This is a genomic window from Marinobacter sp. M1C (genome assembly GCF_023314135.1).
Classification (GTDB): Bacteria; Pseudomonadota; Gammaproteobacteria; order Pseudomonadales; family Oleiphilaceae; genus Marinobacter.
Map to the genome: position 1 here is coordinate 171,856 of NZ_CP092289.1, position 18,533 is coordinate 190,388.

The window sequence follows — 18,533 nt, forward strand, 5'->3', positions numbered from 1 at the left end:
AATCGAGAAACAGCACCGGTTAACCCAATGACTGGTCAGGGCTCCGGTCGACCTGTGACATTCCCGCAAAATTCCGTCATGAACTCGATACCCTTGCCTGGCAGAGGATCTATAGTCATGTACATAGCAAGCTAATTCATGGCAATTAATGCTGCGCGCACCAGTGAGTATGGTCGTGGTTTTGCATTGGAGGCTGTGAAGTGTGCAGCCTGGCTCAGCTTACCCAACGTTCAAACTGTGAAATTCATGGTATTGTTAATGGTACGCCTGCGCCTGCCGAGCTCGGTCAGTATCACTGTGCATGGCAAACAGTCTGTGGATAAGTGCTTATAGCGAAGGCTTGGCGCCGAGAGCACTTTAAACCGGGTATTGGGTTCAGTCGTAATATTACGTAGCGGTCGATTTAGACGGCCGCAACATTATCTACCCGGCACTATCTACCCGACACTATGGGAAGAAGTTTATGGACCCCGTAACTCGGGAAAAACGCCGCCTCGCCGCACTCGAGCGACTGGCGATCATGGACACAGGTTCAGAAGAACGCTTCGATCGCCTGATTAACCTAGCGCGGCGCTTCTACAAAACCCCTATTGCCCTGTTTTCGCTGTTGGATGAAAAGCGGCAATGGTTCAAATCCAGACGTGGTCTGGATGTCAGTGAGACACCTCGCTGCGGCGCTTTTTGCGACCAAACCATCAGACAGGATTCGGTGTTCGTCGTCGCCGACGCGGCCAAAGATGAGCGCTTTTGCAGCAACTCTATGGTAACGGGTGAACCACACATCCGGTTTTATGCCGGTATGCCCGTGCGGGAGCCCGGTGGGTTCAAAATTGGCACTCTGTGCATTTTGGATCGTAAACCGCGTGACATTCCGGAACACGAGCTGGATGTATTAAGAGCGCTTGCCAGCTTGATTGAAGATGAAGTGGAACGTTTTTACCACGCGTCGCAGTATCAGACGCAGGTTCCAGTGTCGCGGTTGAACCGCGCCATTCAGCGTGCCCAGAACACTTTCCACACAGATGATGATCAGGACGCCGTGTTTGAAATTTTGTTAAGCGATCTGCTGGTGTTGACCGACAGCCAGTTCGGATTTATCGGCGAGGTGCTGACTAATAGCTACAATAGCCCTTATCTGCGCGTAGGCGCCATAACCGATATTTCGTGGAGCCCGGAATCAGCAGACCGCTCTCAGCAGCGCAAAACAAGCGGTTTGTTGTTTGAACGGCTGAATAGCCTGATCGATACATCAATGCTGTCAGACGACGTGTTGATCAGTGACGGGTTTGAAAGCGATAGCCAGGCTGCGGGATTGCCACCCGGCCACCCGCAGATTACCCGCTACATGGGCGTTCCCATATTTTCCGGCGATAACCGCGTTGGTTTGGTGGGGCTTGCCAATCGCCCGGAGGGGTATACCAAAAAATTGGCCATCGAGCTTGAACCACTGCTGCAGACGGTGGGCCAGTTGATTGAGCGTAAGCGCATGTACAAGGAGCGGCAGGAACACCAGAAAGGTCTTGAACAGGCAGCAAATTTCGATTCTCTGACAGGTTTGCCCAATCGCAGGCGGTTAACCGAACTGTTCGAACAGGAGCTGACGCTCGCAGACCAGCGCCAAGGCGCCCTGTCCATTTGCTTTATTGACCTGGACTGTTTTAAAGAGATAAATGACAACTACGGTCACTCAGTAGGCGATGCGGTTTTGAAAACCGTTGCTGCGCGGCTTCAGCACGTTCTTCGCGAGTGCGACATTATCGCCCGCTTGGGGGGTGATGAATTCGTAGCCATTATCCGTGATGTCGAAAATAACGCGGTTTACGAGCGTATGCTTGAAGCGATTCGGCGCCCGATAAACCACCAGGGTGTCACGCTTAATCTTGCGGCCAGTATGGGTGTTACCTTATACCCAAGAGACCAGTCCGCATCGGATCTGCTCTTGAGGCATGCTGATCAGGCTATGTACGCGGCAAAAGATGCCGGTCGCAATCGCTACAGCATTTTTGATTTCGAAACGTACGTGAGCCGGGTTGAGCAGGGGCGGGTTTTAGAGCAAACCGCCAAGGCGCTGGGCGAAAGCCAGTTTGAAATGTACCTGCAACCTAAAATTGTTCTGGCTAACCATCAGGTGGAAGGCTTCGAGGCCTTGATTCGCTGGAATCACCCAGAGAAAGGGTTACTTGGGCCGATCAGATTTTTGCCACAATTGGAGCACACTGAATACGCCGCGGCGGTAGGCCGGTTTGTCATTGCAGATGCTGTGGCCAAGCTGCAGCACTGGAAACAGCTGGGGTTGCCTTATTCACTGAGTATCAACCTGAGCCCTACGCACCTTCTTAGCGATAGGTTGGTAGAGGATTTACAGGTGGCTTTGCAGGGTTGCGATTCAGATGTACGCTCGCGCCTGATTATTGAGCTGCTGGAAACCACGGCGTTAAATGATCCGGGAAGAATCATGGGCATTCTGTTGCAATGCCGGGATCTGGGCGTGCAAGTATCCCTGGATGATTTTGGTACCGGCTATTCCTCGCTAGACCATTTTCGTCGCCTGCCGGCGCAGGAAATCAAGATCGACCGTTCGTTTGTTAGCGACATGCTCAACAATGCGGATGATGAGATGATCGTAAAATCCATCATCAGCTTGTCAAAAAACTTTAATCGCCGAGTCGTGGCAGAGGGCATTGAAACCTTGGCCATGCAGGACAAACTGATCGAAATGGGTTGTGAGCAGGCTCAGGGTTTTTTCTATACAAAACCCCTTCCTGCAATCGCTGCTCTGGCCTGGGCCGAGGCTTATCAGAAGCGTTAATCGATTTCAGCTCGGCAATACAATCCGCCTCTGAAAACCTCAGTGCAGCTTTAAACGCGGCTGCATCGCACGGCTAATTTTGTCCATCAACCAGATAACGCCGGTACGCAGGAAACCGTGCAGGGCCACCTGATGCATGCGATACAAAGACACGTAAAACAGTCGCGCTACCTTGCCTTCAATGTACATGCTGCGCCCCGACAAACTACCCATCAGGTTACCTACGGTGGTGTAGCGGCTGAAGTTGATCAAAGAGCCGTGGTCGTTGTATACAAATGGCACAGCTGCTTTGCCTTGCAGGCGGTTGCACAGAGTTTTGAATAGCGCGTCGGCCTGCTGGTGTGCAGCCTGGGCGCGAGGAGGTACCGGGCGTTCTGAACCTGGTTGAGGACAGGCGGCGCAATCGCCAAGAGCAAAAATATCCGTGTCATTGGTGGTTTGCAGGGTTTGTAGCACCACCAATTGATTACTACGATTCACTTCCATACCTTCCAGTTTACTCAGAAACACAGGTGCTTTGATGCCAGCGGCCCAGATGGTCATGTCGGATGGCAGCTCGGTGCCGTCTTTCATCACAATAATATCTTTTTTTATTTCGCTGACCGGTTGGCCCGTCAGCACCTTTACGTGCTGATGTTCCAGCTCGCGAGTTGCCGCAGAAGACAGTCGTGTGGGCAGCGCAGGCAAAATACGGTCGGCCGCTTCAATCACTGAAATAGACACGTCAGACGCACGCAGGTGGTTCATGCCGTACACCGGCAGTTCGCGCGAGGCCAGGCGCAATTCGGCTGCCAGCTCCACACCGGTGGCGCCGGCGCCAATAATGTTGATGTGCAGGCGGTGTTGGCGGCCTTGCTGAGCTTCGTGGTTTTTACGCAAAAATGCGTTTAACATCAGGTTATGAAAGCGCCGGGCCTGTATCAGACTGTCCAGAAACAGGCAGTTTTCCTGTGCCCCGGGGGTGCCAAAATCGTTCGCGGTACTGCCTACGGAAATCACCAGCGTGTCGTAGGCAATTTCCCTTTCGGGCACGACTTCTACGTCGTCTTCACCCATAAACGGCGCAACCACCAGGGTTTTAGTGGCGCGGTTCAGGCCGCTCATGCGGCCGAGCTGAAATTCGTAATGATGTTTGCGAGCGTGGGCGCGGTAATTGATTTCGTTGGCATTGGCGTCTAGGGAGCCGGAGGCAACTTCGTGCAGCAGAGGTTTCCAAACGTGGGTCAGACCGTCATCCACCAGGGTAATACGGGCTTTGCCTTTTTTCCCCAGCGTGTTGCCAAGGCTGGTGATCAGCTCAAGGCCGCCGGCACCGCCGCCAACGATGACTATGTGGTGCGGACTATTATTATTGGGTTTATTTTTCGGAGCAATCATCGCATTGGGCCTTTACAGAAAAGAAAACAAAGCGCTCTTGCTACTGCCGTATAAAAGCGCTTTGTTGTCGTGACTGAGACCCATAGCAAGCGTGTGATATTAACGCGCCATGCGCCAGCAGACAATGAACACCACGTAAGCAATGTTGCTGAGTTATTGCACCTGTAAAGACATTAGAGGCGCCGTGCGCGTTATTCCAAGCGACTCATTTTTATTCTAGCCAATGCACTTTGGTCATCAGTTTCCGCCAGCCAATGGGCAGCGTGCGCTCCAGAGCGTTCAGTTTCGGATCTTTGGCATTGATGGTGTCGAGCGGCTGCCTACTGGCGTAAAGCACGGTGTTATTGGTTTTGCTGCGGAACACCAGCAATACCGGAAAATGCTTCTTCAACTGGCGGAACCAGGCGTCGTTGGGTACGGGTGGGCGATGGTAGTTCAGCGCCAGCCAGCCGTCGCCCGTTAATACCCGGGCGCAGTTGTCCATAAAAACCCGCTGTGACTGGGCCGGGCTCATACGGTCGGCGTTGTACAGGTCGGCCAGGATCATATCGCTGCTGGCGTCGGGCATTTGCTCCAGCGCAACGCGGGCGTCGGCGACGGTAACCTGCATGCGGTCGGTTTGCGGCAGGCTGAAAAATTCTCGCGCCACATCCACCACAATCTGTCGCAGTTCCACCACGTGTACGGTGCATTTGGGGTTCAGATGATGAAACGCACTCGCCAGCGCGCCTCCACCCAGGCCCAGAACGGTTACCCGGGCCGGCATATAGAAGGCGGCAGGCAGCATCATGGCGCGACTGTATTCGTGCACGGGCAGGTGGGGAGTGCGGCGGTCTATCTTGCTCTGTTCAAAAATGGAGTTAAATGTGAGAACACGATGTTTGCGTTCGTCAATGACCAGCACACTGCCCAGGGCATCTCGCACGTGATGAATAATTTCTCCGTTATTGAACATAAGGCAGACTATGGTTCCATGCTGTAGTGATGACTAAAAAGTGACCGTTGATAAAAAATGGCTGTTATATGGTTGGCCTTTGTATCACAGATTCGCTGTAATTCTGCCACAATGGAGAGGAAAACGTTGACGATCAATTGCTGACCAAAGGCGGTCAGGGCTAAGGAGAATTTGACGTGAAACTGACAGTGTCAGGAATTGAAGACGGTAAAGCGGTGCCAGAGAAGTTCGCCTTTGGCGTGTTCAATGAAGATGACCACATGAGTTTTGGCGCCAACCGCAGCCCGGAAATGGTCTGGGATCAAGTGCCGGAAGGCACGCGCAGCTTTGCGATTATTATGTTCGATCCAGATGTCCCCAGCATCGCAGACGATGCCAATCAGGAAGGTAAAACCATCTCCAAAGACATTCCGCGGGTGGACTTCTTCCACTGGCTGCTGATAGATATTCCTGCTCGGATGCGCTGCTTGCCGGAAGGCGAAGACAGCGACGGCGTTACTCCGAAGGGCAAAGAGTTCGGCGGCGGCCCGGTAGGCGTGCGCGGTGTGAACAACTTCACCCAGTTTCTGGCAGGCAATCCGGATATGGCCGGCACCTACTTTGGCTACGACGGCCCGTGCCCGCCCTGGAACGACGAACTGCTGCACCACTATCATTATGAAGTGTTTGCGCTAGATGTAGAGTCTTTGGGCCTTAGCGGCGAGTTTGACGGCGAAGCGGTACGCAAGGCCATGAAAGGCCGTGTGCTAGACAGCACTCGGGTGGTTGGCCACTACACGCTGAATCCCGAATTGCCCGAGTGCCAGAAATGATTATGATTAGGTTATGCTAAAAAAGAATAAAAATCTGTGTATTAATTCGTTTTTGTGACGATCATAATGCCACTTCGTTTGAGCCTATGTCTGGAGTGGTGTTATGGCCCGTTTTCTTGTTTCCTTCCTTATTCTGTTCAGCTCGCTGGCAACAGCTGCTGCCAGCGACTTACCTCCATTGGTAGATGCCGACTGGCTGCAACAGCAGCGCCAGCAGTCTGAACTGGTTATTGTCGATATCCGCTCCGGGATTGATAACGGCGGCGACCGCAGCGCGTTTCGCAAGGCTCACATTCCCGGCTCGGTTTATAGCAGCTACACCGACGATGGCTGGCGTGAAAGCCGTGATGGCGTAACTGGTGTTATGCCCCCGGTGTCCAGCCTGGAGCGACTGATCAGCGGTCTGGGCATCAATAATGGCGACACGGTTGTACTTGTGCCAGCCGGAACCGGCCCCACCGACTTTGGCAGTGCTGCCCGGGTGTACTGGACTTTCAAGGTACTGGGCCACGATGCGGTGACCATTTTGAACGGCGGCTTCGCCGGCTGGAATGAGGCCGGATTTGAAGTGGCCAGTGGTGAAGGCGCCCAGCGTCCTTTCGGTGCTTTCAAAGGCGAGCTACAACCAAAGCTGCTGGCCACGCTTGAGGAAGTGGACGACGCTCGCCAGAATCAAGGCCAGCTGGTAGACGCCCGCCCGGCGGACTATTTTACCGGTAAGGAAAAATCATCGGCGGCCAAAGCTGCTGGCACCATTCCGGGTGCGATGAATCTTCCCCATCAAAACTTTCTCAGCCAGCAGGGCAAAGCCTGGTACCTGAACTCCGACACCATTGCCGGCCAGCTGCAAAGCACCAGTCTGGATCGCGACAAGCGCGCTATTGCCTTCTGCAACACCGCCCACTGGGCCGCCACCGACTGGTTTGTGCTGAGTGAACTGGCCGGATTTGACGAAGTGGCGCTGTACGACGGCTCCATGGCAGAGTGGTCTCAAAACAGCGATCGGCCGATGCAGGCGGAGAAGAAAGGTTTAGCGAAACTGCTCGACGTATTTAATTGATTCCGTGTGATGTTTTAGACAGCAAGAGAGAATGGCATGAGTGAAGTTGCTGCCCCCACTTCGGCGATTCAATCGCCCTGGCAGGTAGATCGTTTTGTTGTCGTAACAGCACTGGTCGGTTTTGCCCTTCTGGGCGGATTAATCTGGCTGGAAACCGCACCGTACATGGTAGCGCTGTTTGCGATTGGTACTGTGCTGGGTATGGCGTTGTATCAGGGCGCGTTTGGTTTTACCGCCGGATGGCGCAATCTTGTTGTGCACAAGCGCGGCGCCGGCATGCGGGCTCAGTTGCTGCTGTTTGGGGTAACCTCCATTGTGATGGTGCCGCTGCTTTACAGCGGTCAACCCGGTTTGATTGGTGCAGTAGCGCCGGTAGGCACCTCACTGGTGGTGGGTTCCTTTATTTTTGGTTTGGGCATGCAGCTGGGTGGTGGCTGTGGCTCTGGTACCTTGTTCACTGTAGGTGCGGGCAATCTGCGGATGGTCATCACCCTGGTATTCTTCATCATCGGTACGGTGGTGGGTTCTATCCACTTGCCCTGGTGGCTGGATCAGCCCGGGTTTGACCCGGTGCCGCTGGTCGCGAGTTTTGGCGTTACCGGCGCCATAGTGCTGCAGTTGGTCGGCTTGCTATTGATTGCTCGCTGGGTCAGTCGCATTGAGCGCAAAGCCCACGGCCAAGTGGCCAGCGATGAGCTGTTGTGGAAACAGAAAGGTCAGGGTTTCTGGCGCACGCTGGTAACCGGCCGTTGGCCGTTCACCTGGGCCATTCTGATTCTAGCCGCCGGTAATATTCTTACCCTGGCCATCGGTGGGGCGCCCTGGAGCATCACCTTTGCGTTCAACGTATGGGGCGCTAAAGCACTGCAAGCCATCGGCGTTGACATGGGTCAGTTTGAGTTCTGGCAGTGGGAATACCCGGCCATGGCTTTGAAAGATTCGCTGCTCACCAACATTCCATCGGTGATGAATTTTGGCCTGCTATTGGGCGCCATGCTGGCCGCAGGATTGGCTAATCGTTTCAACGAAGCCAGTCGCAACAAGCTGCAAGGTCGCCCGTTTCTGGCGGCGGTGGTGGGCGGCCTGTTGCTGGGCTACGGTGCTCGCTTAGGTTTTGGCTGCAATATCGGTGCACTCTTCTCAGGTATTGGTTCGGCCAGCCTGCACGCCTGGATCTGGTTTGCCTGCGCGTTTGGTGGGTCTTACATTGGTATTCGCCTGCGGCCCTGGTTCCGCCTGCCGAACTGACAACGGGAGCACAGTTATGAATCCAGCTTACCGTAAAGGTCGCGTTCTGGCGTTATTGGGTGCGATTCTGCTGCTCATTGTGGTGGACCACCTGAACAGCCCGACGTTTGCGTTCAACTCGGGCCAGGGCAATGTGCAAACCGCGCTGTCGCAGAAAGACGAATCAGCCTGCGCGCCCTGTGGCGCGCCTTGCCCGTCTACCCGCGACTGACATCAGTCATCGCCCGTCCCGGGTCAGTAAGCGTCAAGAATATGCGCCATATCGTCGCCTAACGCTTCCAGATCTCCGGCAGAGAGGTTCCGCTCGGCAATAGAGCGCAGGCCCATGATCTGACTTTGCATCAGTCGTGCCAGGCGGGCGCAGTCTGTTGCGTCTTTCAGTTCACCCCGTTGTTTGGCTTTCTCCAGCAGTTCCGAGAAAGATTGCTCGATGGCTGCAAGAATTTCCCGGGCCTGTTTTGAATGCCCCGTATGTGTGTTGCTCGCCTCCAGCAGGGTTTTAACGATTAGACAGGCCCGGCTGGGCATTTCGTCTTTATTGATACAGCCACGTGCGATTTTTCGCAGGTAGCCTTTAAGCCCGTCCAGAATGGAATCGTAGCCCGCTATATGCTTTGCCAGCTCCGCACCGCCAGCCTCGGCATAGCGGGCCAAAGCTTCAGAATAGAGGCCATCCTTGCTGCCAAACGTTGCGTAGATGCTGCCGGGACGCATATTCAGTGCGTGCTCAATCTGCTTCATTGAGCTGCAGTGATAGCCCCTTTCCCAGAACAGACCAATGGCCTGGCCAAGGGCCGCTTCCCGATCAAAACTGGGACTTCTCGCCATGGATATCACCGTTAATTGCGGTTTTGAATGTTCGTTCAACTATATATTGAATGATCACTCAGTAACAGGTACCGTTATGATGCTGCTGAAAATTCCCGGAAACCCCTCCCGCTCTCAACGTGGCCGGTAGAATATTCTAATGAACCGTTCCCCATGGGCTTTCCGGCTCACTTTTCTGATCATAGTCGTACTCGTAATGGGGGCCATTTGGCTGCTTCTTCGTCAACTGGGTATGCCTGTTAGTCTGGCGCCAGAGGCGCTGGCTGACTGGCTCAACCAGCAGGGCATGTCCGGGCCGCTGTTGCTGATGCTGTTGATGATCCTCGCGGTGGTTGTCGGACCGATTCCGACACTGCCCATCAGTGCTGCTTCAGGTCTCGTTTACGGCGTGTTCACTGGAACTGCAATCGCAGTGTCGGGTGCCCTCGCCGGGTCTATCATTGCTTTTTATCTGGCGCGGGTACTGGGGCGTGAGGCTGTTCGGCGCAAACTGGGCGATAACCCGGTATTTTCAGCCACCGGTTCCCAGCGTTTTCTGTTCATGGCGGTGACGCTGACGCGCCTGATCCCATTGTTTTCGTTTGCGCTGATCAGTTATGCCGCCGGTGTCACTGCGATATCGTTCTGGCGCTACGCGCTCGCGACAACCCTCGGCATGATCCCCATGACCTTTGTGTTTGCCGGACTGGGCCACAGCTTTGAACTCAGTCCCGTGCTGACGGTGGTTGCCGCGGCCGTCATCCTTGTGGTGATGAGCATCTTGCCGCTGTATCTCGGCAGACGCCCCCACTCCCGGCTGTCTCGTTTTTTGCACCTGGATACTAAGACCTGAGGTTTCGAGCATCGCCTGTGTAACAGAGCGGCGTTGTCTTTGTCTGTAGCCATGATTCTGAAGTATTACTGACGAAACTGACTTGGGAGCGATTATGCGTGGATATCGATTAGTGACAGGCTTTCTTGCATGGATTCTATTGCCAAGCCTGGTATGGGCGGATATCAATCCTGGCCTCTACCAACCCTACCAAAGCCTTTTATCCAACTATCTTATTGAAGAGACATTGCCCGGTAACGGGCTGGTCTCTGCTTTTGATTACCAAGCCGCCTTGGCGGATACAGATTTGGCACAGACGCTGGAACAGCAGCGCAAAGCTCTGGCGGAATTTGATACTGGAGCCCTAGAGGCTCAGAAAGAGTCCGTGGCCTTCTGGGTTAATGCCTACAATTTTTTCATGCTCGAACAGATTCTTACCGAAAGGCCGGATGGCCATCTTGTTTCATCCGTCTGGGATTACGGCGGCCGGGTAAATCCGTTTGTCGACAGTGTTTTTGAGCGGGAGAGCTTTGTGATTGGTGGGGAGCGCTTCAGCCTGAGCCAGATCGAAAAAGGCGTTTTGCTGGGTAAGGATTATCAATCCCGGGGCTGGAAGGATGCGCGGGTTCACTTTGCGGTGAACTGTGCTTCTGTCGGATGCCCACCCCTGCGGAACACGCTCTATACTGCTGACAATCTTGAAGGCTTGCTGGCAGAGAATACCCGGCGCGCATTGAATACCGACCGCCACCTGAAGATACAAGGCGATACCCTCTACGTAACGGAATTGTTCAAGTGGTATCAGGACGATTTCAGCGAGGCGTCCGGTTCCACAAAGGCTTTTATTGAGGAATGGGCGGATTCTGCAGTGGTGAAAGGGGTTGCCGGGACATCGAGTATAAAGTTCATCAACTACGACTGGGCTTTGAACTTGCGAGCTAACTTTCCCGAATTGCGTTAGTTATTGATCGCCAAAAAACGCCTATTATTTTCGGAGTTTCTGTAACTTTCACCAAAGTCATGTGTCCCGAAGATTCAAATTTTTGAATTTTCTGACCGAGCAAGGATCAAAGATCGTGGAATCCATCTATTACGTCCTTTGTTGGCATTGTCACCGACGCTGCAAACACAGCCACGAAACCCGCTCCCGCCCCCAGCGGCGTGCCAGCCGACATGGTGTCGTGGCAGTATCATGACCCGGAATCTGAACCACGGGCAAAGCGGACTGTTCCACGCCCTTGGCGTATCGGAAACGGGCCTTGAAAACCTCCTGGTGGACACCGTCTGGCGCGGACAATCCTTGCGCTTCCTCCCGGACATCGGGTTGGCCCACGCCCATGTGCGTCTTGGCAACAGCGGCCAGTTACTGCGTATTCCCAAACAAAGCCAGGTGGGCCTGGATCCAGAACCGCATCTGGCCCATGAAGCAATCTGTTTTCAGGCGGCGGCGCCCTCTTTGGTGACCCCAGCATTGCACCAGGTGTTACCGGTCAGCCCGGCGCTGCCCCGGGGAGCTTTGGTGCTGGATTATGTGGATGGTGTTCCATTGGCGTTGCCTGAGCATGTGGCGTCTCTGAGCCTGTCATTGGCGAGAATACATTGTGTTGATGTGCCACCAGCCATTCACCGACGCCTGAGCCTTCTTGAAGATCCGTTGGCCAGCATGATTCGGGAAATCCGGACTCAGGTGGAGTTCCTGGCGCGTGCCGGTGTGTCCGCCGACGTTCAGGCCCGGGTGCAGGGGCAGCTTGAGATTGCCACCAGACTGACCGGCCTGAATGAGCGACCGTCAGAAAGCCTGATTACCTTTGATGCCCACCCCGGCAACTTTCTGGTCGATAAAAAAAGCGCCGCCTGGATGGTGGACCTTGAAAAGTGTCGTATCAGTTATCCGGGCTTCGACCTGGCCCACAGCACCCTGTACACCTCGACCACCTGGGACATGAACTCTTACGCCGTTCTGGAGGTCCACGATATCGCCTATGCGTATCAGTCATGGGAGCAGGCTTTCGGTGCCAGGGGCGCCGATCACCGCCCCTGGCATGTGCCGCTTCGCCGACTTATGTGGTTGTGGTCAACGACCTGGTGCGCAAAGTGGCTGGCATTGTCCCGGGATACATCCGGGCCGGACAGGGGCCAGAACTGGTCTGAATCCAACAATGAAGATGCCCTCAATGCCCATGTGCGGGATCGGGCGAACCATTACCTGGAACCGGCGGTTATTGACGCCATCGTATCGGAATTCGATGAACTGGAACGGCTGCTGGCTTAGCCGGTTAGCTGAACAAATTTTGACCAACTAATAACGACAACGACAAACAGAGGTTCTGATGAAGTCTACTTTACTGGCGTTATCCGTGAGTCTGGCGCTGCCGCTGGGCAGCCATGCCGCAGTATCCGATGAATGGCCGGCCATTGTTGAGCAGGCGCGCGGACAAACGGTTTATTTCAACGCGTGGGGCGGTGAATCGAACACCAATAACACCATTCGCTGGGCCGCAGGGCAGGTTGAGGAACGTTACGGTATCGACCTTGTCCACGTGAAGCTGGGCGATACCGCCGAAGCCGTGTCACGTGTCGTTGCAGAGAAACAGGGGGGCAACACCTCCGAAGGTGCCGTTGACCTGATTTGGATCAACGGCGAGAACTTCGCAACGCTCAAGGAGGCAGGCCTGCTGTTTGGTCCCTGGGCCGAGCAACTGCCAAACTTCAGCCTGACAGACCCCGGAAACAACCCCGCAGTAACGACCGATTTTACCGTGCCGGTGGAGGGCATGGAGGCGCCCTGGGGCAAGGCGCAGGTGGTGTTCTATTACGACAAATCGCTGACGGACAACCCTCCGGGCTCGATGCCTGAGCTGCTTGAATGGGCGCAGGAAAATCCCGGTGAGTTTTCCTATCCCAAGCCGCCTCAGTATCTGGGCACCACGTTCCTGAAACAGGCTTTAATTGAACTCACAGGCGATGGAGACGCGCTGTATGGACCGGTTGCCGAGGCAGATTTTGAGGCGGTCACAGCGCCACTCTGGAATTTTCTGGATCAACTTCACCCACACCTTTGGCGGTCCGCCCGTAATTTTCCCGACAATGGTCCGGCCCTGCGTCGCCTGATGGGGGATGGCGAGCTCAGCCTGGCTTTCTCCTTCTGGCCCGCCGAGGTGCCAGCCGCCATCGCCAACAACGAGCTGCCGCCAACGGTGGAGAGCTATGTGCTGGACGGGGGCACCATCGGCAACGTCAGCTTTCTGGCCATACCCTTCAACGCCCAGCATAAGTCAGCCGCCATGGTGGTGGCGAATTTTCTGCTGTCCCCGGAAGCCCAGGCCTACGCGCAGCATCCGGACAACTGGGGCTTCCTGACGGTGCTATCCATGAATCAACTGGACGCCGAACAGAAAGCCCTGTTCGAAGCATTACCGTCGCCTAAGGGCGGAGTGACACCGGCAGAGCTCCAGCAGGTCGTGGAGGAACCTCATGCCAGCTGGGTTGAGGCCCTGGAGGCCGCCTGGCTTGAGCGATACAGCGGCAACTGACCCCATTTGATGATGATCTGAGCTTGCCAATGCTGCGCCTTGCACCCTGGATTATTGTTCTCAGTCTGGTCTTGCCGGTGGTAGGAGGCACCTTGTTTACCGTGCCACCGGCTTTTGGCTACCTGCCTGTACTTGGGGGCGATGACTGGTCGTTTCGTCCGTGGTTTGAGCTGGCGGCAACGCCCGGCATTCTGCGGTCGGTTGCCGTGAGTTTTAGTAGTGGCCTGTTGGCGACCGGCCTGGCGCTGATCATCGTCTTTCTGTTTCTGTCGACCATTGCCAATACCCGGTTTGATCGCTGGATCCAGCGGCTGGTTTCTCCCCTGTTGTCGATCCCCCATGCCGCCGCGGCGTTTGGGTTTGCTTTTCTGGTCGCGCCTTCCGGCTTGCTGCTGCGGTGGCTTTCCCCGTCATTGACCGGGTTTGAGCGTCCACCGGATTGGCTGTTGCTGAATGATCCTTTCGGCATGTCGCTGATCAGCGGCCTGGTGTTCAAGGAAATTCCTTTCCTGCTGCTGGTCAGTCTGGCGGGTTTGCCTCAGCTCAATGCAGGTCAGCGAGTCATGCTGGCACGTTCCCTGGGTTACCTGCCTCGGGTTGCCTGGTTCAAAACGGTGGCTCCGGCACTTTATCCGCTGATCCGACTGCCAGTGTATGCGGTGCTGGCGTTTGCCACGTCCACGGTGGATGTGGCGATGATTCTGGGGCCCAATTTACCTTCCACCCTGAGTGTTCAGGTGATGCAGTGGTTCAATGACCCTGATCTTTCCCGCCGTTTTCTGGCCTCGGCTGGAGCGCTGCTTCAGCTTCTGGTGACCGTATCGACGTTGTCAGTTTGGTGGGGGTTGGAGAAACTGATTGGCGCGGGCTTCAATGCCTGGATAGCCGGCGGCAACCGGCAGCGATCGGATGGCACGTTATGGCTGGCCGGGCGGGGACTCATGTTGATTGCAACGTTGCTTCCGGTGCTGGGGCTATTCGCCCTAGCGCTCAACTCCGTCGCCGGCTTGTGGCGTTTTCCCGACACCTGGCCAGGGTCCATTACCCCGAGCCACTGGCTGCAGGCACTGCCGGATTTGGCCCGGCCGTTCTGGATGACCATGGTCATTGCGACGGCGGCATCTGTGCTGGCGGTGGTCATGGTGCTCGCTGCGTTGGAGCATGAACAGCGGCGGAACCAACCGGCTACACGCGCGCTCTGGCTGCTTTATCTGCCATTGCTGGTGCCGCAGGTGGGCTTTCTGTCCGGCATTACCGTGCTAAGCCAAATAGCGGGGCAGGCGCCGGCGCTCTGGGTGGTGGTCTGGGCCCACCTGCTTTTTGTGTTGCCTTATGTGTATTTGACGCTGGTGGAACCCTACCGTCGCTTTGATTTCCGGTGGGTCATTCTGGGCCGATCGCTGGGACTCTCGGTCAATCAGGCTTTCTGGCGCATTCGATTGCCGATGATGCTGAGGCCGGTGCTGACCGCGATGGCTTTGGGCGTGGCGATCAGCGTCAGTCAGTACCTGCCTACCCAGATGCTGGGGGGCGGGCGCATCGTCACGGTGACGACGGAGGCGGTGGCACTGTCATCGGGCGGGGATCGCCGTCTTATCGGGGTCTGGTCTATGGTGCAGGCCATTACACCTTTCATCGGTTTTCTGCTGGCATTACTGATTCCGAGGTTATTATGGAAAGAACGTCGGGGCATGCAGGCCCTTTAGCTGAGCCTGGCTGCTTACAACTGCAGGACGTTGCCTTGGAGCTGCATGGGCATCGTCTGCTGCATCTTACAGAAACCATCAGTCCCGGTGGAGTGCTAACCGTCATGGGCCCCTCCGGCTCTGGCAAATCGACGCTGCTGGCCTGGATTGCCGGCTTCATGTCGCCCAGCTTTCACGCGACCGGCCGGGCCATTCTGGATGGTGAGGATATTACCGGCCGACCGGCAGAAAAGACCGGGGTCGGCTTGCTGTTCCAGGACCCGTTGCTGTTTCCGCATTTGTCAGTAGCCGGAAACGTAAGATTTGGTGCTCGCGGAGGAAAAGACGACGTCGCCGAGCGGGTGGAAAGTGCGCTTGCCAGTGTTGGCCTGGCGGGGTTCGGACACCGCGACCCCGAGACGCTTTCAGGTGGACAGCGGGCGCGGGTCGCGCTGGTAAGGCTGATCATTTCCCGACCCCGGGCCATCCTGCTGGATGAGCCCTTTTCCAAGCTAGATGCGCCCTTGCGGCGCGAATTGCGCGCTGTCGTTTTTGAGCACCTGCGTCAACAGAATGTGCCTGCGGTGCTGGTAACACACGATCAGGAAGATGCCGACGCGGCTGGCGGTATTATTGTCAGAATCGACTGATTTGTTGGGCCTTGCCATGCAGCAAGGACAATGCAACGAAGCCTGCAACGGCTAGTGGCCTGGTCAAGCCGTTACCTGTAATTTGTAATGAGACGATGTCCAAGATGGTCGAAAAAAAGGAGCGATCAATGAACAAAGTGTGCGTGATTATTGGTGTAGGTCCCGGTAACGGTGAAGCATTGGCCCGCCGTTTCAGTGAGGGCGGCTTCCAGGTGGCGATGCTGGCGCGCAGCCGGGATTACCTCGAATCCCTGGCGCAACAGATTCCGAATACTCATGCCTATGAGTACGATGCCACAGAGATTGATAGCGTAAATTCAACGTTCCAGGCGATCGAGCAGATACTCGGCCCGGTATCGGTGCTGCTCTACAATGCCGGGGCTGGTGTTTTCAAGAATGTGGAGGAGGCCAGCTTCGACGATTTTGAGGCCAGCTGGCGCACCAACGTCCAAGGCCTTGTAGCGGCCACCAAGGCAGTTTTGCCGCAACTGCGCCAGCACGACACGGCCAGTATTGTGGTGACCAGTGCGTCTGCTGCGACCCGGGGGCGGGCAAATTCTGCGCCTTTCGCTTCGGCCAAGGCGGCCCAGCGCAGCCTGGCGCAATCCCTTGCCCGGCAGTTGGGGCCGGAAAGAATTCATGTGGCCAACGTGGTGATTGACGGCGTGGTGGATTTGCCACGTACCCGCGAGTGGCTGCATGACAAAACGGATGATTTTTTCGTCAACCCATCTGCCGTGGCGGATGCCATTTGGACCCTGTGTCACCAGGATCCTTCGGCCTGGACCTTCGAACTGGACATAAGACCGTTCGGGGAAAACTGGTAACGGTGTCGAGATTGCAGTTTAAGGCTCAGTCCGAGGGCGACTGATCCTGAAAGAGTTGATGCGCCTCAGCGAGGGCGCCCATGACCATTTCCGCCGAGTCCATGGGGATCTCGCGGATCACCCTTTGGTCATAAGGCCGAAACACTTGCACACTGTTGGTTGTGTTCACAGTTGGCATGTTTTCTCCTTAAGCATGACGTTGAGGATTTCGTGATTGAGTGAGTAATCCACGGGGAGTTCAATGACGTGAACCCCGGTAGACGCCAAGCATGTGTCCAGAGTTTGTTGAAAGTGCTCATCGTTTTGTATCCGGTAGCCGTGGGCGCCGTAACTTTGGGCGTAAGTAACAAAATCCGGGTTGGCATAATCCAAACCAAAATTATCAAAACCCATGGCATGCTGTTTCCATTTAATCATGCCGTAGGCATTGTCGTTGACGATGATCACCACGAGATTAAGCTTCAGGCGAACAGCGGTTTCCAGCTCCTGTGAGTTCATCATGAAACCGCCATCACCACAAACAGCCACGACTTGAGTATTGGGGTACAGCATTTTAGCCATCATGGCGCTGGACAAGCCCGCGCCCATCGTAGCCAGTGCATTATCCAGCAGCATGGTGTTGGGGAAATAACATTTGTAGTTGCGGGCAAACCATATTTTGTAAACGCCGTTATCCAGGCTAAGCACTGCATCTTCCGCCAGGGTTTCCCGCAGCACATGTACTAAACGTTGCGGCAGCATCGGGAACCGGGTATCGAGAAAATACTTCGACAGATGCTGGTCTACTTCTGTTTTGATGGTTTTGAAAAAGGACAGGTCCCAATGGTTCTTGTTTTCAATAAGCTTCGCCAGTTGCTGCACGGAAAAGGCAATATCTCCCACCACGTTGAGTTGGGGGAAGTACACCGCGTCCACCTCGGCGGGTGAGAAATTCACATGAATTACTTGCTTGCCGCCATGCTCCATAAAGAACGGTGGCTTTTCCACTACATCATGGCCCACATTGATAATCAGATCCGCTCGGTCAATGGCGCAATGCAGGAAATCGTGGTCGGACAAGGCGGCTGATCCCAGGTAAAGGGGATGGCGTTCGTCGACAACACCTTTGCCCATTTGGGTCGTGAAAAACGGAATGCCGGTGGCCTCGACGAAAGTCGTCAATGCCTCGCTGACGCGTTTGCGGTTAGCACCCGCCCCGATCAACAGCAGCGGGCTTTTTGCCGCCTCGATCATACTGGTTGCTTCGCGCAGTGCGTCTTCTGTGGCGTGGGGGCGGCGATGACCAATGGGCGGAAAAACCGTCTCCGCACATTCCTCGTCGGCGATGTCCTCCGGTAATTCCAGATGCACGGCCCCCGGCCTTTCTTCGATGGCCAAGCGAAACGACTCGCGCACCAGTGAGGCGATAGTGTTGCCATTGACAATCTGCTTGGTGAATTTAGTAACCGAGCGCATCAAATCCACCACATCGAGGATTTGAAAGCGACCTTGCTTGCTTGTTTTGATTGGTTTTTGCCCGGTAATCATGAGCATCGGCATGGCGCCCAGCTGGGCGAAAGCCGCCGGCGTGATCAGATTGGTTGCGCCAGGCCCAAGCGTTGCCAGGCAGACGCCGGGCTGACCGGTTAAACGGCCATAAGTGGCGGCCATAAAACCCGCGCCTTGTTCATGGCGGGTGAGAATTAAGCGGATGCTCGAGTTCTTTAATGAATTCAGTAAATCGAGATTTTCTTCGCCGGGAACGCCAAAAATGTACTGGACTCCCTCATTTTCCAACGCTTTTACGAATAAGTCAGATGCTTTCATCAGTCTTGCGCGAGATTTTCTGTCGCTGGGCACGTTGTTGGTCATTGGAAATCCTTATTGGTCAGGCTCAGAATTGGAGATCAAGAAAGTGCACTTCTAGCGCTAAATGTACGCAGTTGCCAGGGCCGCTTT

The 18,533-nt window shown here is 55.3% G+C and carries 17 protein-coding genes; 12 read left to right on the forward strand and 5 right to left on the reverse strand.

The window, feature by feature from the left end:
- The first annotated feature begins 463 nt into the window (after positions 1 to 463).
- Positions 464 to 2,809, forward strand: a complete 2,346-nt coding sequence (locus MIH19_RS00700; RefSeq protein WP_249007083.1) for an EAL domain-containing protein — start codon at positions 464 to 466, stop codon at positions 2,807 to 2,809.
- Positions 2,810 to 2,848: 39 nt separating this feature from the next.
- On the opposite strand, the gene MIH19_RS00705 is transcribed toward MIH19_RS00700, so the two are convergent.
- Together MIH19_RS00705 and MIH19_RS00710 are read right to left on the reverse strand one after the other, a co-directional pair.
- Complete coding sequence (locus MIH19_RS00705) at positions 2,849 to 4,186, reverse strand: NAD(P)/FAD-dependent oxidoreductase (RefSeq protein WP_249007084.1); 1,338 nt, start codon at positions 4,184 to 4,186, stop codon at positions 2,849 to 2,851.
- A 211-nt stretch (positions 4,187 to 4,397) separates the two neighbouring features.
- Positions 4,398 to 5,141, reverse strand: a complete 744-nt coding sequence (locus MIH19_RS00710; RefSeq protein ID WP_249007085.1) for a fused MFS/spermidine synthase — start codon at positions 5,139 to 5,141, stop codon at positions 4,398 to 4,400.
- Between the two features lie 176 nt (positions 5,142 to 5,317).
- Here MIH19_RS00710 and MIH19_RS00715 point away from each other — a divergent pair, with 176 nt between their 5' ends.
- From MIH19_RS00715 to MIH19_RS00730, 4 genes are all read left to right on the forward strand, one after another.
- Positions 5,318 to 5,953: a YbhB/YbcL family Raf kinase inhibitor-like protein gene (locus tag MIH19_RS00715; RefSeq protein WP_249007086.1), complete on the forward strand. Its 636-nt coding sequence runs from the start codon at positions 5,318 to 5,320 to the stop codon at positions 5,951 to 5,953.
- 103 nt (positions 5,954 to 6,056) lie between these two features.
- Positions 6,057 to 7,013, forward strand: coding sequence for a sulfurtransferase (locus tag MIH19_RS00720; RefSeq protein ID WP_249007087.1), 957 nt, complete (start codon positions 6,057 to 6,059; stop codon positions 7,011 to 7,013).
- Between the two features lie 36 nt (positions 7,014 to 7,049).
- Positions 7,050 to 8,261 (forward strand): YeeE/YedE family protein, encoded by a 1,212-nt coding sequence (locus MIH19_RS00725; protein ID WP_249007088.1) that lies wholly within the window; start codon positions 7,050 to 7,052, stop codon positions 8,259 to 8,261.
- Positions 8,262 to 8,277: 16 nt separating this feature from the next.
- Positions 8,278 to 8,472 carry a hypothetical protein gene (locus tag MIH19_RS00730; RefSeq protein ID WP_249007089.1) on the forward strand — a complete coding sequence of 65 codons (195 nt, stop codon included), beginning with the start codon at positions 8,278 to 8,280 and terminating at the stop codon, positions 8,470 to 8,472.
- A 23-nt stretch (positions 8,473 to 8,495) separates the two neighbouring features.
- Here the strand turns inward: MIH19_RS00730 and MIH19_RS00735 are convergent, their stop codons facing one another.
- Positions 8,496 to 9,089, reverse strand: a complete 594-nt coding sequence (locus tag MIH19_RS00735; RefSeq protein WP_249007090.1) for a TetR/AcrR family transcriptional regulator — start codon at positions 9,087 to 9,089, stop codon at positions 8,496 to 8,498.
- Between the two features lie 139 nt (positions 9,090 to 9,228).
- Between MIH19_RS00735 and MIH19_RS00740 the strand changes: the two genes are divergently transcribed.
- From MIH19_RS00740 to MIH19_RS00770, 7 genes are all read left to right on the forward strand, one after another.
- Positions 9,229 to 9,921 carry a TVP38/TMEM64 family protein gene (locus tag MIH19_RS00740; RefSeq protein ID WP_249007091.1) on the forward strand — a complete coding sequence of 231 codons (693 nt, stop codon included), beginning with the start codon at positions 9,229 to 9,231 and terminating at the stop codon, positions 9,919 to 9,921.
- A 94-nt stretch (positions 9,922 to 10,015) separates the two neighbouring features.
- The gene (locus MIH19_RS00745) at positions 10,016 to 10,861 is read left to right on the forward strand and encodes a DUF547 domain-containing protein (protein WP_249007092.1); all 846 of its coding nucleotides are present in this window, start codon (positions 10,016 to 10,018) and stop codon (positions 10,859 to 10,861) included.
- Positions 10,862 to 11,092: 231 nt separating this feature from the next.
- Positions 11,093 to 12,172: a phosphotransferase gene (locus MIH19_RS00750; RefSeq protein WP_249007093.1), complete on the forward strand. Its 1,080-nt coding sequence runs from the start codon at positions 11,093 to 11,095 to the stop codon at positions 12,170 to 12,172.
- Positions 12,173 to 12,230: 58 nt separating this feature from the next.
- Positions 12,231 to 13,433 carry an ABC transporter substrate-binding protein gene (locus MIH19_RS00755; RefSeq protein WP_249007094.1) on the forward strand — a complete coding sequence of 401 codons (1,203 nt, stop codon included), beginning with the start codon at positions 12,231 to 12,233 and terminating at the stop codon, positions 13,431 to 13,433.
- A gap of 29 nt (positions 13,434 to 13,462) precedes the next feature.
- The gene (locus MIH19_RS00760; RefSeq protein WP_249007095.1) at positions 13,463 to 15,139 is read left to right on the forward strand and encodes an ABC transporter permease; all 1,677 of its coding nucleotides are present in this window, start codon (positions 13,463 to 13,465) and stop codon (positions 15,137 to 15,139) included.
- Complete coding sequence (locus MIH19_RS00765) at positions 15,106 to 15,768, forward strand: ATP-binding cassette domain-containing protein (RefSeq protein WP_249007096.1); 663 nt, start codon at positions 15,106 to 15,108, stop codon at positions 15,766 to 15,768. The genes MIH19_RS00760 and MIH19_RS00765 overlap by 34 nt, the downstream gene beginning before the upstream one ends.
- A gap of 128 nt (positions 15,769 to 15,896) precedes the next feature.
- Positions 15,897 to 16,595: an SDR family NAD(P)-dependent oxidoreductase gene (locus MIH19_RS00770; protein WP_249007097.1), complete on the forward strand. Its 699-nt coding sequence runs from the start codon at positions 15,897 to 15,899 to the stop codon at positions 16,593 to 16,595.
- A 25-nt stretch (positions 16,596 to 16,620) separates the two neighbouring features.
- Here the strand turns inward: MIH19_RS00770 and MIH19_RS00775 are convergent, their stop codons facing one another.
- Both MIH19_RS00775 and MIH19_RS00780 read right to left on the reverse strand, forming a co-directional pair.
- On the reverse strand, positions 16,621 to 16,773 hold the full coding sequence (locus MIH19_RS00775) for a hypothetical protein (RefSeq protein WP_014869468.1): 153 nt from the start codon (positions 16,771 to 16,773) through the stop codon (positions 16,621 to 16,623).
- Positions 16,761 to 18,446 carry an acetolactate synthase large subunit gene (locus tag MIH19_RS00780; protein WP_249007098.1) on the reverse strand — a complete coding sequence of 562 codons (1,686 nt, stop codon included), beginning with the start codon at positions 18,444 to 18,446 and terminating at the stop codon, positions 16,761 to 16,763. The genes MIH19_RS00775 and MIH19_RS00780 overlap by 13 nt, the downstream gene beginning before the upstream one ends.
- Positions 18,447 to 18,533 lie beyond the last annotated feature (87 nt).

What these genes read in the sequence shown, in the direction of transcription:
- MIH19_RS00700 (WP_249007083.1), top strand. Translation starts at nt 464, where the DNA reads ATGGACCCCGTAACTCGGGAAAAACGCCGCCTCGCCGCACTCGAGCGA.
- MIH19_RS00705 (WP_249007084.1), bottom strand. Translation starts at nt 4,186, where the DNA reads ATGATTGCTCCGAAAAATAAACCCAATAATAATAGTCCGCACCACATA.
- MIH19_RS00710 (WP_249007085.1), bottom strand. Translation starts at nt 5,141, where the DNA reads ATGTTCAATAACGGAGAAATTATTCATCACGTGCGAGATGCCCTGGGC.
- MIH19_RS00720 (WP_249007087.1), top strand. Translation starts at nt 6,057, where the DNA reads ATGGCCCGTTTTCTTGTTTCCTTCCTTATTCTGTTCAGCTCGCTGGCA.
- MIH19_RS00725 (WP_249007088.1), top strand. Translation starts at nt 7,050, where the DNA reads ATGAGTGAAGTTGCTGCCCCCACTTCGGCGATTCAATCGCCCTGGCAG.
- MIH19_RS00730 (WP_249007089.1), top strand. Translation starts at nt 8,278, where the DNA reads ATGAATCCAGCTTACCGTAAAGGTCGCGTTCTGGCGTTATTGGGTGCG.
- MIH19_RS00735 (WP_249007090.1), bottom strand. Translation starts at nt 9,089, where the DNA reads ATGGCGAGAAGTCCCAGTTTTGATCGGGAAGCGGCCCTTGGCCAGGCC.
- MIH19_RS00740 (WP_249007091.1), top strand. Translation starts at nt 9,229, where the DNA reads ATGAACCGTTCCCCATGGGCTTTCCGGCTCACTTTTCTGATCATAGTC.
- MIH19_RS00745 (WP_249007092.1), top strand. Translation starts at nt 10,016, where the DNA reads ATGCGTGGATATCGATTAGTGACAGGCTTTCTTGCATGGATTCTATTG.
- MIH19_RS00750 (WP_249007093.1), top strand. Translation starts at nt 11,093, where the DNA reads ATGACCCGGAATCTGAACCACGGGCAAAGCGGACTGTTCCACGCCCTT.
- MIH19_RS00755 (WP_249007094.1), top strand. Translation starts at nt 12,231, where the DNA reads ATGAAGTCTACTTTACTGGCGTTATCCGTGAGTCTGGCGCTGCCGCTG.
- MIH19_RS00760 (WP_249007095.1), top strand. Translation starts at nt 13,463, where the DNA reads ATGCTGCGCCTTGCACCCTGGATTATTGTTCTCAGTCTGGTCTTGCCG.
- MIH19_RS00765 (WP_249007096.1), top strand. Translation starts at nt 15,106, where the DNA reads ATGGAAAGAACGTCGGGGCATGCAGGCCCTTTAGCTGAGCCTGGCTGC.
- MIH19_RS00770 (WP_249007097.1), top strand. Translation starts at nt 15,897, where the DNA reads ATGAACAAAGTGTGCGTGATTATTGGTGTAGGTCCCGGTAACGGTGAA.
- MIH19_RS00775 (WP_014869468.1), bottom strand. Translation starts at nt 16,773, where the DNA reads ATGCCAACTGTGAACACAACCAACAGTGTGCAAGTGTTTCGGCCTTAT.
- MIH19_RS00780 (WP_249007098.1), bottom strand. Translation starts at nt 18,446, where the DNA reads ATGACCAACAACGTGCCCAGCGACAGAAAATCTCGCGCAAGACTGATG.